The sequence below is a fragment of the Peptacetobacter sp. AB845 genome (assembly GCF_047528295.1).
Taxonomy (GTDB): Bacteria; Bacillota; Clostridia; order Peptostreptococcales; family Peptostreptococcaceae; genus Peptacetobacter.
In genome coordinates, this window is sequence record NZ_CP180001.1 from 1941462 (window position 1) to 1956661 (window position 15200).

General features: G+C 29.2%; 15 protein-coding genes. 3 read left to right on the plus strand and 12 right to left on the minus strand.

Annotated elements, in window-relative coordinates; all coding sequences use genetic code 11:
* Positions 1 to 404 precede the first annotated feature (404 nt).
* From ACK2WO_RS09170 to ACK2WO_RS09200, 7 genes are all read right to left on the minus strand, one after another.
* On the minus strand, positions 405 to 1274 hold the full coding sequence (locus tag ACK2WO_RS09170) for a DUF3298 domain-containing protein (protein WP_414697581.1): 870 nt from the start codon (positions 1272 to 1274) through the stop codon (positions 405 to 407).
* A 3-nt stretch (positions 1275 to 1277) separates the two neighbouring features.
* On the minus strand, positions 1278 to 1787 hold the full coding sequence (locus ACK2WO_RS09175) for an RNA polymerase sigma factor (RefSeq protein WP_414697582.1): 510 nt from the start codon (positions 1785 to 1787) through the stop codon (positions 1278 to 1280).
* A gap of 433 nt (positions 1788 to 2220) precedes the next feature.
* The gene (locus ACK2WO_RS09180) at positions 2221 to 2715 is read right to left on the minus strand and encodes a GNAT family N-acetyltransferase (RefSeq protein WP_414697583.1); all 495 of its coding nucleotides are present in this window, start codon (positions 2713 to 2715) and stop codon (positions 2221 to 2223) included.
* A 118-nt stretch (positions 2716 to 2833) separates the two neighbouring features.
* Positions 2834 to 3424, minus strand: coding sequence for a pentapeptide repeat-containing protein (locus tag ACK2WO_RS09185; RefSeq protein ID WP_414697584.1), 591 nt, complete (start codon positions 3422 to 3424; stop codon positions 2834 to 2836).
* 34 nt (positions 3425 to 3458) lie between these two features.
* Positions 3459 to 4268, minus strand: a complete 810-nt coding sequence (locus ACK2WO_RS09190; protein WP_414697585.1) for an EcsC family protein — start codon at positions 4266 to 4268, stop codon at positions 3459 to 3461.
* A 154-nt stretch (positions 4269 to 4422) separates the two neighbouring features.
* Positions 4423 to 4914, minus strand: a complete 492-nt coding sequence (locus tag ACK2WO_RS09195) for a DUF1648 domain-containing protein (RefSeq protein ID WP_414697586.1) — start codon at positions 4912 to 4914, stop codon at positions 4423 to 4425.
* A 32-nt stretch (positions 4915 to 4946) separates the two neighbouring features.
* Positions 4947 to 5429: a GNAT family N-acetyltransferase gene (locus tag ACK2WO_RS09200; RefSeq protein ID WP_414697587.1), complete on the minus strand. Its 483-nt coding sequence runs from the start codon at positions 5427 to 5429 to the stop codon at positions 4947 to 4949.
* A gap of 300 nt (positions 5430 to 5729) precedes the next feature.
* Here ACK2WO_RS09200 and ACK2WO_RS09205 point away from each other — a divergent pair, with 300 nt between their 5' ends.
* The 3 genes from ACK2WO_RS09205 to ACK2WO_RS09215 all read left to right on the plus strand — a co-directional run bounded on the left by ACK2WO_RS09205 (position 5730) and on the right by ACK2WO_RS09215 (position 7720).
* On the plus strand, positions 5730 to 6944 hold the full coding sequence (locus tag ACK2WO_RS09205; RefSeq protein WP_414697588.1) for an MFS transporter: 1215 nt from the start codon (positions 5730 to 5732) through the stop codon (positions 6942 to 6944).
* A gap of 102 nt (positions 6945 to 7046) precedes the next feature.
* Positions 7047 to 7460, plus strand: coding sequence for a YrvL family regulatory protein (locus tag ACK2WO_RS09210; protein ID WP_414697589.1), 414 nt, complete (start codon positions 7047 to 7049; stop codon positions 7458 to 7460).
* A 98-nt stretch (positions 7461 to 7558) separates the two neighbouring features.
* Positions 7559 to 7720 (plus strand): DUF6440 family protein, encoded by a 162-nt coding sequence (locus ACK2WO_RS09215; protein WP_414697590.1) that lies wholly within the window; start codon positions 7559 to 7561, stop codon positions 7718 to 7720.
* A 124-nt stretch (positions 7721 to 7844) separates the two neighbouring features.
* Here the strand turns inward: ACK2WO_RS09215 and ACK2WO_RS09220 are convergent, their stop codons facing one another.
* The 5 genes from ACK2WO_RS09220 to ACK2WO_RS09240 form a co-directional block, all read right to left on the minus strand.
* A complete protein-coding gene (locus ACK2WO_RS09220; RefSeq protein ID WP_414697591.1) occupies positions 7845 to 8519 on the minus strand; it encodes an ABC transporter ATP-binding protein in 675 nt (224 codons plus the stop codon).
* 187 nt (positions 8520 to 8706) lie between these two features.
* Complete coding sequence (locus ACK2WO_RS09225; RefSeq protein ID WP_414697592.1) at positions 8707 to 11355, minus strand: FtsX-like permease family protein; 2649 nt, start codon at positions 11353 to 11355, stop codon at positions 8707 to 8709.
* 4 nt (positions 11356 to 11359) lie between these two features.
* On the minus strand, positions 11360 to 12313 hold the full coding sequence (locus ACK2WO_RS09230; protein ID WP_414697593.1) for a hypothetical protein: 954 nt from the start codon (positions 12311 to 12313) through the stop codon (positions 11360 to 11362).
* 130 nt (positions 12314 to 12443) lie between these two features.
* Positions 12444 to 13634 (minus strand): DHHW family protein, encoded by a 1191-nt coding sequence (locus ACK2WO_RS09235; protein ID WP_414697594.1) that lies wholly within the window; start codon positions 13632 to 13634, stop codon positions 12444 to 12446.
* Between the two features lie 31 nt (positions 13635 to 13665).
* Complete coding sequence (locus tag ACK2WO_RS09240) at positions 13666 to 15090, minus strand: MBOAT family O-acyltransferase (RefSeq protein WP_414697595.1); 1425 nt, start codon at positions 15088 to 15090, stop codon at positions 13666 to 13668.
* Positions 15091 to 15200: the final 110 nt, after the last annotated feature.

The window sequence follows — 15200 nt, forward strand, 5'->3', positions numbered from 1 at the left end:
TATTTAACACATATCAAAGTATGGAACGCTTGCGGAATTGTCGATGCAAATTAATTCGTGATTATGTACTAAAAGACATATTGCAAATATTGAACAGCCACCATTTATACATTTTATATCTTGTTAGTATTGCATAAAGTTTCGGGGCGCTTGCAGTATTGTCGCTTTTGAGTAGTTATACCTCTTGTCCTCAGTTTGTTTTATTTATTTCTTAATATATTTCGATATATCAAATTTTATATAGCAAAATATATTTTTTATTAATATAAAAAGGCAAAATAGTTTATTATTTTGCCTTTTTGATAGTTGTGTGTTTGTGTGATTTTTTGTACTTTTTATTGCTGTTTTTTTGTTGTGTTTTTAGAGCAATATTTATTTTTTTACTGATTTTTTATTTTATCAAACTATTTCATTAGTTTTGATACTATATTTGATGGTATTACAAATTCTACTAATCCTGCTGAACCTGGGGCTACTTCATATTCGTCGAAACATATAACAAGTTCACCTTTGTCGTTTATGTAGAATGGCTGATCTTTTTTGATTTTAAATGTATTGTCTACAAAGTATACATCATTTGAATCTTTTTTAGTTCTTTCCTTCATCTGTGATAATATATTTTTGCTTAATACATCTACATAATCGTTATTTCCAAACATTCCTTCAAGTGTAAGAACTGTTTTATTTTCTTTATTTATGTTGTATATTTTTCTGCTTGTTGCTGCTGAAGCTTCTATTTCAGTATTGTATATAGCAATTGAAGCTGTTTTATCATTTTCTGCTATAGTTTCAGACCATACCTCTGCAGATTTATGAGTTGTTTTACCTTCTTTTTCTAATTTTGCAACTTCCGCTTCGTATTTTTTATAAGCTTCTTTACCCTCTTTTTCAAACTCTTTATTTAATTTATATTCTAAATCTTTACTGTCTGAGCTTACTTCTGGTAACGATATTGAAACATCCATACCATCTTTGTTTATTCTATAATTGTTAAAATTTACTATTTTTATTATATTTCCTATAACTGGTATATTTTCTAAACTTGTTGCAAATGTTGAACTCGCATTTACTGATACTATTATTAAACCTACTGCAGCTGCTGATGCATACCATTTTTTCATATTTTTCATATTTCTTCTCCAATCTTTTTTGTTATTTTCTATTTTTTTATCTTCACTTTCTTTGAAGGCGTCATTTATTACATCGTCTAATTCCTTTGGAATTTCAATGTTATTATAATTTTCTTTTAGTTTGTCTATTTTATCATTTTTCATAATCTACACCTCTTCTGCTTTCATCAATTCTATTTTTAACTTTGATAAACCACTGTATAATCGTGTCTTTATTGTACTTTCATTCTCTCCTAACATTTCTGTAATCTCAGAAATCTTCATATCTTCAAAATATCTAAGAATTATCACCCTCTTATATTTTTCAGGTAAAAGCCGCATTGCACGTTGTAAGTCGAAATTCTCATATTCATCAAATCCCACCATACTATCATTCTGTATTTCATCAGTCATTTCTGTGTATTTATTATTTTTTCTCATATAATCTATAGCACAATTTGATATGATTTGATAAATCCAAGGTTTTATCTTATCTTCACTTTTTAATGAGCTTTTATTTGCAAGTGCCTTACAAATAGCATCGTGTACAATATCCAAAGCATCATTTTGATTTCTAGTATAGCTATATGCAAATTTATATAAACTATCTTTATTATCAATTATGTACTGCTTGATGAGCTTCTCCTTCTTTTTATCTAATAGGTTGTATATTTTCATCTTCTTATTTCCTCCTTCATATATAAGACGATTTATCTGTGCTAAAAAGTTTGATTTTTTTCAAAAAAATTTTATAAATTTATTTTTAGCTTATTTATATATTGAATCCTAAATTTACTATCATATTAATATCTAGTTTTTTATCATCTTATATACCTACTACTCTGCTATTATATATCCCCTATCCTTTCTTAAAAACAAATTCTGCTAATCTGTATCTTATCTGTAATTTTAATAGTAATATTTTTTACTTTTGTATCTTTTCTGTAATAAAAAAAAGACCGATTAAAATTTTATCTTTCAATCAGCCTTTTAGTCTAACGTTCTAAATTCATATAATATTTAATATACTTCTTTTCTTACTTTTAACAGTTCCACTTTACTTTTACTGGTTTTTCTTCATTTTCAACTGCTACACTTTTTATAGATTCATTTATAACACTTTACTCATGAAATATCTCGTATGCCCTTTAGGACAATCCTTCAATTCTCCAAACACGCTATATCCATGAGCCAAATAGAAATCTTTCGCCTGAAAATCAAATGTATCCAAGTGTATTAAGTGAGACCCATTTTCCTTAGCAACTCTCTCAACTTCTTCAAGCAGTAGCGTTCCTAAACCTTCACCTCTCATAGACTCGTCTATCCAAAATGTATCTATGTAAATGCACTTCCAACAGTACATTCTAACAACTATTCCTGCTAGTATCTTTCCGTCCTCAGACATAACTTTTCTGCTTAGATCCACAAAATTTTCCTCTTGAGTAGCTGGTACTTGAGATAAATTATATTCTACTAACTTATCTACAAGAAAAGCCTTATCTGAACCATTGCACCCCGAAACAGTATAATTATTTTCCTTAGTAAATCTTTTTAAATCCATATCTCCATCTTTTAATTTTGATTTAGATGTAGCCTTAATCCTCATATAAATCACTCCATTCCCATATAAAGTAATTTGTTTCTAATAAGTTTTAGTATCTAAAGAATTATACAACTTATTTCTAAAAATTTAATTATATCTAAAAAATTATATAGATTTATTTTTAATAAATTTTTATATCTAAGGAATCCAATAAGCTCATTGCCTCAGGAAATGAAAACTTTGCTCCCTTTATTTTACAATTTGTTATATCCACTAAATATCCTTTTGATTCCCTAAAATCTGCACTTCTAATATCACAAATATTAAATCTAGTCTGCGTTAAGTCGCATCCCTTAAACTTGCAATCTTTTAAGCACGACTCATCAAACATTGAATCATGGATAATATTTCCACTGAAATCAAATTTTTTAATATCCATTTTTATAAATGAAGAATATTTTAAATAACATTCTTTTAGTTTTGAGAATGGATTTGAATATCCCCTCTCAACAGTAATATCCTTCCAATTAATTCCTATTAAATTGCATTTTTTAAATTCGCAATCCTTAAAAACAGTCAATTCAAACTTGTTTCCTGCTATATTACAATTCTCAAATTTACAGTCTTTGAACAGACAGTTATGTATTAAACTCTCGGAAATAGAGCAATTTTCAAAATTACAGTCGATAAATTTAATATTTTCTATTTCTTCCGACTCAATATCAAAATTCCCTAATTCCTCGTATTCGTACTCATCTCTATTAAATATCATACTACTCTCACTTACTACCTTTCACTCAAAATCCTTAATCCTTAAGAACTTTTCCCTTAGAAATTAAGAATCTTCTTCTATATTTTAATTCAGCATAGTCGACTATTTTCTTTAAATACACAGTATTCGTAAGCCCTCCAGCTATACCTATTATAGGAATTCCTTGTACAAACTTCATATAAAGCATTTCTTTTGATACAGAATTTGCAGCCGTTGCAATCTGATAGTCTATATCCTCTTTTTCGACAATAAATTCATACTTATCAACCTCGTCGATGAATCTATTTAATTCATCATTCTGTCTTTCAAATTTATCTGATTCCTGCATAGAAACTTCAATAATTTTTAGAATAAAGAACTTTTCAAAATCGCTCTCGTATTCAAATCCATAGCTCATAGCTACCTCATATATACTTTTCAAAATAACTCCTGTAAATACTGGAATATCTGGAATTCCTACACCTAAAGCACCCATTCCAGCACCTTCAAGCCCAGAAATTAGTATATTTTTATTTTTGCCAGCAGATGCAGCCTTTGAAAATGACTTCAAAGACCTTCTATTCCCTGTTTCTGCATGCCATCTTTCTCTGTTTTCATACTCAAAATCGTACTTTTCCTTGTCGTAAGTCTTTTCTATTATACCTGATCCCTTGCTGAAAACTATCTCAAAAGCTTTTCTAAATGCAGCATTTAATGTAGTTTGTAATTTTTCTGTGACTTTATCTTCAAGCAGTTTGTTTATTTGCGATTCTTTTTTATTCTCTCTTTTTTTAAGCATCTTATCTTCCTGTTTAAGAAGCAGCTCCCATTCCTTGTCCTTAGGACTTTTCTTCTGAAAAATCATCTCAAACACCCCGATTCAAAATATATTATTGTTATTCAATTTTTAATAATCATTTTTTAATAATCATTTTATTTTACATAATTTTATTATATATAACTGTTTATTCCATTTTTATATTTATTTTTATATTTTAACTAAGTTTTATCCAACTAATTTATCTACTTTTAAATATTTTCACCAAAAATATCGCCATTCCGACAAAAACTAGCACTAAAAATATAAATACTGATATGCTGTTCAAGTTTTCTCCACCTATTGATTTAAAAGTCATATACGAAAAATATCCCATAATCATCATTTTTAAATAGGCTTGCATATTTCTAAGAGTGGTATAAACAACTTCTCTATTTTTATCATTTATTTTCACTCCAGTATTCCATATGTTTGGAAATCTCTCAAGAACAGACATCATTGTAAACAACAGTGTTTGCACAGCTAAAAGAATCCATATTGAATTTTTAGATGAGTACTTGTCTATCTCGCCAGCGATATTATAGTGTCCTGGGATCATCTTTGGAATATTTTTCCATGTTATTACGATGTATAATAATATCCCAACAACAAATAGTAGACTTATTAAATTGGCTATTTTGATAAAAGTTGTCTTTTTACCATATAAATCCGAATCTACCACTCTCTTGCTCATAATATCACCACCTAGACAGTTTTATTTTTAAATTAAAAAGTTAATCTCATCTGATACCAAAGAACTCCTGCATGATCTGATTTTGAAACACCTTCATTTTCAAAACCAAATTTAGCATAATAATGAATCTTTGTATCTCTACAAGTTAAAACTAATCCTTTTCTTCCATCAGCTTTAGCATCTTCAATTGCCTGTTTTATAACCATACCTGCATAACCTTTTCTTCTATATTTAGGTATAGTATTTACACCAAAAATCATCTGCCAATCACCATTTTCATCGTGTAAAGATGCATTTGAATACATTTCATCTGCTAAATCTCTTTCATTTGTTGTCATTCCATTTACAAAACTTATTAGCTTATCTCCATCGTATAAAAGCCAAAAATGATTTGGAAAATGTTTTAATCTATCAATAAAATCTTTTTCCTTTGCTGCTTCAGCCTCTGAAAAACAAACAGCCTCAACATCTGTAACATCTCTTAAATCTTCCATTGTCGCTTTTCTAATAATCATAATAAAATCCTCTCTTTAACTAATTTATTTATTAATTTTAAGTTTAATCTCTTTTTAAAAATTTTTATTCTTAACTTCTTAAAATTCTTTTCGTCTTTTAAATTTTTTAAAATAATTTTTAAAAATCAAAAACTTTCTTTAAATAAATTATACCAAAATTAAAACATCCTTTCACAAAATATTTTCTAAAGATTCTAAATTATATACCTTAAATTAGTAAAAAACGCTATATTGACAAATAATATAGTAAATAGTATAATTAATGATTGAATAATATACTTTATTATAAAGGAGATACTTATGCGTTATAAATCTTATTCTGTATATATATTTTTTAAATTTTGTTTTTCTTTAATAGTTTCAATGGCTACAGTACTTTCTCTTGTGTATCATTTAGAAATAGTTGGCTTAAATGCTTTTGAATTGGTGCTAGTTGGAACGGTTTTAGAAACATCATGTTTTTTACTTGAAATCCCTACTGGAATTGTTGCAGATCTTTATAGTCGCCGACTATCTGTTCTAATAGGAGTATTTTTGTATGGCTTCGGATTTTTATTAGAGGGCTCTCTTCCTTGGTTTGTAACAGTACTTTTTGCTCAAGTAATTTGGGGATGTGGAGATACTTTTATTAGTGGTGCTTTAGAGGCATGGATTTCTTCAGAAGAAAAAAATTGCTCAATGGATAAAATATTTCTAAAAGGCAGTCAAATTGGCCAATTAGGAGGAATGTTGGGTATAGTAATTGGAACAATATTAGGTAATTTAGATTTAAGACTTCCTATAATAATAGCTGGTTTACTTTCTATTGTTCTTGGTATTGTATTGATTTTCATTATGCCTGAAACAAATTTTTCCCCAATACAAAAGAGGAAAGAAAGCATTTTTTTAGATATGCTAGGTCTATTCAATGTCAATCTTAGTTTTATCAAAGCTACTCCAATATTAATTACATTGCTTGCAATTACATTTTGCGGTGGACTTGCTAGCGAAGGATTTGACCGACTTTCTACTGCTCACTTCCTAAATGATAGTATAATTCCATCCGTTGGATTTTTAAATGATGTTACTTGGTTTGGTTTTATGAGTTTACTTGGAAGTGTACTTGGTATCTTTTGTTCACAGATTCTTATTGTTTCTCTTGAAAAAAGAAAAACCATAAACCGTACAAGTATTGTATTATTAACAAATACTGGTTATATTATTTCTTTAATACTATTTGCTCTAAGTAAAAACTTTTACTTTATGTTATGCACATTTTTAATTACTGGGCTTATGCGTAACTTAAAGGAACCTATTATATCAGCATGGATGAATGAACATGTAGAAGATGGATTGCAAGCCACTGTATTTTCAACAAATAGTCAATTTGACTCATTTGGACAAATAATAGGCGGGCCTATTGTTGGAATAGTTGCTAAATATTTTTCTATATCATATGGGCTTATTTTCACAGCTATTTTATTACTACCTACCCTATTTTTAGTTCCTATAGCGGGTAAAATCAAAAAAGCTTGATTCCATTTAAAAATAGATTTAAACTTACAATTAAAGATAGATTATTATTAAAAATTATTTTTATCAAAATATATTTTATTAATTAGAAAGGTGTGTAAATATTTGGGAAGCTCTAAAATAGATAAAGAAAAATTTAAAATATTTGCAATTTGTGGAATGATTTTTTTATTGATATTATCAATTATTGCATTGATAAGTGGCTCTATAATGAAAATATTTGGATTTCAATATGAATCAGCCGGCAGCATTATACTATTTTTCATAATAGCAACTATTATGTCCTTTCCTTTAAATTTGATAGCTAGTGCATTTCCAAAAGCATTACTTAAACTAGGTAAAATAAATTGGCGTACTGCATTTATTCTATATTTAGTTTTAGATACTGTAGCTACAAGCTTTGGACTAAAAATTGTTGACTATTACATGCCTACTGTTTCAGCAACAAGCATTTCGATAATCATAATCTCTCTTCTATTTGCTTTTATGGGAAAAGATGATTTCAAGGATTTAAACTAATTTTGGGAACAGCTGATTGGAGATATTCAATTTTTGATATTAAATTCAGGGTAATAAATAGGTTAAAATAAATTAATTTTTAAAGGAGATGATTTTTTATGGGACGTTTTAAGAAAATTTATCAACAAGGAACAATTGATGTAATTGAAATTTGGGTTGACACAGAAACAGGAGTAAACTATATCTTCCATAGAAATGGAAACGCAGCGGGATTCACTGTTTTAGTCGATAAAGATGGTAAACCTGTTATTACAAAATAAATCAATTCAAAATTTGCGAGTGTAAATAAAAACTGATAAAAAGGGAGGATGTATATGCAAACAACGACAATGCAGCTTGACTGCCTGGAGTGTTTTGCATATACTCCTCCCTTTTCCCAGTTTCCTATTTATCACTTATAATTTTCCCATCACTAATAGTCACTATTCTATCCGCAGTTTCCGCAATTTCCTGGTTATGAGTTATCATTACAAGTGTCCGTCCAAAATCATTGACAGTATCTCTAAGCACCTGCATAACCTCCTCAGTTGTCTTGCTATCAAGATTTCCAGTCGGCTCATCAGCAAATATAACTGATGGTCTATTAGAAAGTGCCCTCGCTATTGCAACCCTCTGCTGCTGCCCACCTGAAAGCTCATTTGGAAACTTCTTAACTTGCTCCTCAAGTCCCATACTTTTGATAATACTATCAATATATATTGGATCTTCCTTTGAGCCATCCAAAAGAATTGGCAACACAATATTATCGTACACACTAAGCACAGGAATTAAGTTAAAACTCTGGAATATAAATCCAAATTCCTTTCTTCTTATCTTAGAAAGCTCGCTATCACTTAACTTGTATAAATCTTCATCCCCTAGAAAAACTTTCCCATCTGTAGGCTTATCAAGTCCAGCTATACAGTGAAGAAGTGTACTCTTTCCGGATCCAGATGTCCCTATTATCGCTGTAAATTTTCCATTTTCAATCTCTAAATCTATTCCATCTACAGCTTTAACAAGCCTCTCATCTTTTCCGTAGTATTTTTTCAAACCTTCTATCTTTAACGTTTTTTTCATAAAATCTCATCTCCTCTACATTCACCAAATTTCTTTCAATTTTATTTAGTGAATAAAATTTATCTACCATTTATTTACGATTAGATTAACATTTTAAATATTTACCTTCAATATATACTGCTTAAACGGTATAAAAATCGGCACAAATGGCAACATAAAGTCTAAAATCAAATCATTCTATCAAAATTTAATCATCTAAATCTCTAATTCCATCTGCTATTTCCTTATTTGCAAATTCTCTATTTGCTAAAGAAACAGCAACTAAACAAGCTATAATTGTAGTTATTACAAACACAAATGCCCCACCAGTTGGGAATGTAAAGTCCATAAAATGCTCTATTCCAAAGTTTACATACGCATCGTTGTGCCATTTAACCATTTTCAAAAGACTTGCAACAGCTATTGCTATTCCCACAATTGAGCTAAGTACACCATAAGTTAATGCTTCAAATCTATTCATTTTCTTCATACCTGAAACATCCATTCCAAGTGCTCTCATTGTAAATATCTCTTTTCTTCTAATTATTAAATTGGCTCTAACTGTGCAGAATATATTTAAAATAGATATAAGCACGATAAGAATTAAGCTTATTATCGCTTCTTTTCTCATTTCCAACTCTGCCAACCTTTGCTCTTCTTCAAAATCAAATTTATTGCTTATACTAGCAGGTATATTATCCTCAACATAGTCTATCACTTTTTTATTTTCAGACTCAGAGTTTGTATCTTTTAAATTTATTCCTATATTATTATATGTTTCTTTTCCAAATATAGCCTTCATATTATTCTCTGATGTTATAATCTCTACCCTAGTTGGAAGCAATCTATCCCCATAACCTAGCCAACTTTCAGATATAAGCGCACCTACTCTGACATTTATTGTTTTTCTCTCAATCTTATCACCATTGTGATAATTTACATTTATCGGAATTATATCTCCCACTTTAAGTCCTTTTATAACCTCGTGATATGTATGTGTATCTATAGGATCATAGAAATAATTAAGAACTGCAACATTTACATATCCATCTTTTATCTGTTTTATACTATCAAGAGTTCCATCTTTTATATAATCCTTTATTCTTTCGTCAATTGCATCATTAGTATAAAATCTCATGTGGCTTAAAAGATCTATGTTATCTGTTTCCTTTATTCCATAGTATTTTAAAGCTCTCTTATTTGCATATCCCTTTTTAAGTTCTACATTAGCCTCTCCTTCAAATCTAGCATTTACAGATTCAACTTCTTTCATTCCTTTTAGATTTTCAACGTATTTCTTATCAATTCCAAAAGTATCTATATCGTTGCTTATTCCAGGACTTGCATTTATATCGTATTTATAATATATATCAGTTATATTATTGTCTATTTCTCCCATCATCGAAGTAAATGTGTTCATTATCATATATCCGCCAAGTGCTATTGAGATAACAGAAATCAATGTTCTGCTTTTTTTAAGAGTTAGATTTCTCATTCCCATGTATCCATATATTCCAAATACTTTCTGTAAAAATCTTCCAAACACACCCTGTTTTTCTCTTCTCTTATGTGTTGAAATATCTCTAACTGCATTTAAGCTTGATACTCTTCCTATTTTAATAATCGGCGGAATAGTTGCTATCACTACAGAAATTAGAGATACAACTACTGTCTGAACTAGTATTCCACTTTCTATGTATAGCTTAGGTTTTATTTTAAGGGCAGTTAAACTAGAATCCTTAAACACCATTAATCCAACTTTTGAAAATACTATTCCAGCTAATATCCCAAGAATTGTTCCTATTACTGCAATTATAGCTGATTGGTAGATTATCATCATTCTAACCTTGTTCTTAGTAGCTCCAACTAGTCTAAGTAGGCTGACTTCTCTTATAATTTCTCCCCACATTATGTTAAATATATTAAATATAAGAAGTATTACAGTTAGTATTATAATCATATTATTTTTGTCGTACATATTTTCAAGTGAAAACTGTATTTCTGTGAGTTCAGCTATGTAGTTGCTGTTTGGATAGAATGTAGGTCTTCCTATTCCATTTCTCATAGCAACCTGTTCTACCTTATTTCCAACAGCTATACTTTCTCTAAATGACTTAGCCTTATCAGTTTTAAATTTTACTATAGAGTCGTAAGTCACAGCCTCATCTGGAATTATTCTCTGGTTTTTTGTAAATGAAATTCCCTGTAATTCATCGCTGCCATTTCCATAAGTGTACGCTATCCGTCGGCTCATCTCTGCACCTACTTCAACAGCTCCTCTTATATTGTCCTCATATTTTCTCTTTACAATTCCTACAACCTTGAATTTTTTCTTTTCTGTGAATAACTGCTCTTTCCCATTTTTATCTGTATATTCTTTTTTAAGAGTTACAGTTATTTCTTTTCCAAGCTTGTCTTTTATTCCAAAAATTTTTGCTGCTTCCTCGTCTAACACGATTTCATTGTTGTTTCTGGCTTTTCTCCCAACAAGCTCCTGAGATTTCATAGAGAAATAGTATGGTGCTGAGACATATTTTCCTTCAAAAGACTTTAGCTCTGTCTTTAGACCATTATCTGTTACTATCTCACCTAAGTTTTGAACATCGTCTATTGCTGAAATATCTTTATCTCCCATTAGTTTGTTCAACTGATCTAAAGTTATTCCAACGTATTCTGTATGATAACTTCCGTATACTTTTTTCAGTGCATTTGCTTTGTTCATGCTCTGAGAAATTTTTACTGTGTTTAGCCCAAATATCAGTGCAATCGCAGCAATTACCCCTAAAAACATCATCACAGTTCTATTCTTGTTTTTAGTAAGGTATTTGATTGATAGTTTAGAATATATATTTTTCATGTTCTCACCTCTTTTTTCTTGTGTATACGGCGTAAATTATTTCAACTACAGCCAATATTGCCAGTATTACAATAATTATTTTTCCTTTATTGCACAATTTTTCTGAATCTCTTTCTATTTCTGATAGTTTATTTATGTATTCACTATTTGGATAGATTTTATCTTTTCCTATTTTGCTTCTAGCTCCTACCTGCTCTACTTTCTTTTCAAGATTTTTATTTAAGTCAACAGAATTTTCTTTTCCTGTTTTAAATCTTAATATCACATCGTATGTAACAGCTTCATCTGGAATTATCTCTTGTCCTTTGTTCCATATAAGACCTTGCACGTTTTCATTACCATTTCCGTAAGTGTAAGCTATCCGTCGATTTGTATTAGACTCGATTTTTACATCATCTTTTATATTGTCTTCATATCTTTTCTTTACAAATCCGACAACTTTGAATTTCTTATCCTCTTTAAACGTCTTCTTTTCTCCACTTTTATCTGTGTATTCTTTTTCAAGAGTTACATTAATTTCTTTTCCAAGCTCGTCACTTATTCCCAAAATCTTTGCTGCTTCTTCATCTAGTACAATCTCATTGTTGTTTCTAGCCTGTTTCCCAACAAGCTTTTGAGATTTCATAGCAAAATACTGTGTAGTTGCGTAGTATCTTCCTTCAAATGACTTTAATTCAACTTTTGAGCCATTATTTGTAGTAATTTCTCCTAAGTTTTGAACGTTGTCGATTCTTTCAATATCTTTTTCTTTAAAAATACTCTGAATCTGTTCCTCAGTTATTCCAACATATTCTGTATGATAACTTCCGTATACATTTTTTATTTCATCTGCTTCATTTTTACTCTTTGAAATTTTTACCGCATCTACTCCAAGTATTAGTACAACCGCTATTAAAGCAAATAAAAACACTATAAGCATTTTATTTTTGGTAAGTTTTTTTAAGTTTGTATTTTTCATATTCTCACCTCTTTTTTAGAAAATTTTTTAGAATTTATTTGTGTGATTGGTTAGTTAAATAATATCATTTTATTTTTTCTATATTCTAAATTTTGTCTGAATGGTATAAAAATGTGCCTGAACGGTAATTTTATATACCTTTTTTTATCATTTCATTTATCATAGAATCAAATCCCGAACTATTAAACATAAACAATACTATATCTGCATCGCTCTCTTTTATAATTTCTGTATAACTTTTTTTGATATCTGTTATATTTCTAGGATCAACTAATTCTGTTTCTTTAAAGAAATCTCTAAATAGCCAAGTAGTCGCTCCTTGCATAGAATCTCTAATCACCAATATCTTTTTATTCGAAAACGCATCATCATTCTTTATTTTTAATATATTCATCTGTGCTCCACGAGAATATGCTCCTCCATAATCCCACTCTTTTTCATGTCTACTCGTAGCGATTACATCTTCTTCTTTAACTTTTTCTCCATTTAAAAAGTATTCAGCATTGTTATTTTTATTTTCTTTAATAGTAAAATAATCTGGGTACTCCTTTTCTCTTACAACCATACATATATTTTTGTTATAACTACCCTTAAATTTTTTACTATCCACAGTTATTTCTTTATACTTATCGAAAATATTTTTTAAATTTTCTGAACTTACATCCAAATCCATCTCTTCTATAATTCTTTTAAATCCTTCAAATGCCCCTTTACCATTCCAATGGTGGTCAGTTTTAAAATACATGCTTTCCAATTCTTTTTTACTAAATTTATTCATCATATAGTCATCCATCTCTATATAATTTACAACTTCCTTATTAAGCTTATCCTCAAATCCCTTAATATTTTTATCTATACTGCTCGTTTCTACATATTTGGGATAAATATGTTTAAGTACATTAGTTTTATGTGGTGTCATAGCAAAATAAACATCTTTACCTTCAATTTTTCCAACCTTAGCCAATTTATTTATAGCATTTGAATATCTATTAAGTCGCTTTTCATTAAATACATTTGGAAACTTTCCCAAAATCCAGTTGTCATCTACAACATAGTAATTTCCTACTTCTGTCTTATTTAAAATATAGTCTGTAACTGTATTTACACCTATTAAAAAATCTCTAAATACAAATTGGTCATTGTAATAGTCTTCATATTCTTTAGAAAATTTTTTGCCCTCTACATTTTCTAAACTCGGTCTTTTGCTCAAAGTTCTATTTTCTACTGTACTGTATTCTTTATCTGGAAAAGCTATATTAAATACAAAAAATGTAAATATTATAATCAAAAAAGGAATTATTATATATCTATTCTTTTTCATTTTTCAATTATTCTCCCTTCAATATTCTTTTTTAGAATCTAAAATATAAAAACGGATTGTATGTAGAGCTACAAAGCATTATTGTAGATACTAATACGCACATACAAAGGCTTAATCCGTATAAAATCTGTAAACTCTTACTTTCATTTACATTGATTTTTGAATTTATATATTCTTTCGCTCTTTTTACTACTGGAGTTGATAGTATCATAGCTGCTATTATCACATACCAATAGTCTATGATGTATATGTATAATTGATTACTTGCTATTGGATTGTTTGATAACCCAAACATAACTTTGTAAAATTCTATTGCATCTCCAATCGTTAAAGATCTAAAGATTACAAACAATAATGTGACTGTAGCTAATACATATACATGTCTGAAAATATTAGACCTTTTTTCTAGCCATTCATTCAAAAAGGCTCTCTCCATTGCTATTATCAATCCATATAAAAGTCCCCATATTACAAATGTCCATTCTGCTCCATGCCACATTCCTGTCAAGAACCAGACTACAAATATATTTCTATATATTTTTAACTTCGATACCCTACTTCCACCTAGTGGTATATAAACATAATCTCTAAACCAACTTCCTAAAGATATGTGCCATCTTCTCCAAAACTCTGAAATACTTTTAGATATATATGGATAATTGAAGTTCTCTAAAAAATCAAATCCAAACATTTTTCCAAGACCAATAGCCATATCTGAATATCCACTAAAATCAAAATATATTTGTAATGTATAGCAGATTATCCCCAACCACGATTCCAATACTGATATATTTCCAATAGCTGCATTAAACACTCCATCTGCTACAACAGCCAATTGATTAGATAATATGACTTTTTTCCCTAAACCTATACAAAATCTATTTACACCATCAGCAAATTTTTCTTCTGAATGAGTTCTTTTATTAATTTGGTCTGCCACAGTCTGGTAGCGTACTATAGGTCCTGCTACAAGCTGAGGGAATAATGCAACATAAGTTCCAAAATCTATCACACTTTTTTGAGCCTTTGCATCTCCTCTGTAAATATCTATTGTGTATGACATTGTCTGGAATGTATAGAATGATATCCCTATTGGAAGAGGTAAATGAAGTAAAGGAATATTTGTATTGAATACAATATTTACATTAGATACTATAAAATCTGCATATTTGAAAAATCCAAGCAAACTAAGATTAATAATCGCCGAAGATATTACATATCTAAATGCCTTTTTTCTATTTCCTTTATTTAAATTTTCTTCTACTTTCATTCCATGTGTGTAGTCGACAATTGTTGAAAATATCATAAGTAAGATATACACAGGCTCTCCCCACGCATAAAAAAGTAAACTCATTATAAAAAGAACTATATTTTTCCACTTATCTTTTGCCCCATAATACATTAAAAGTGTTATCGGTAAAAATAAAAATATAAAAAGCAAGCTACTAAATACCATATTTATTCACACTCCTCATTTAACTATTCGATAAAATCATATTATCATTTTATTTTCTTAAATAATTAAATTGTGCGCGAATGGTATGAAAATGTGCCTAAACGGTAAAA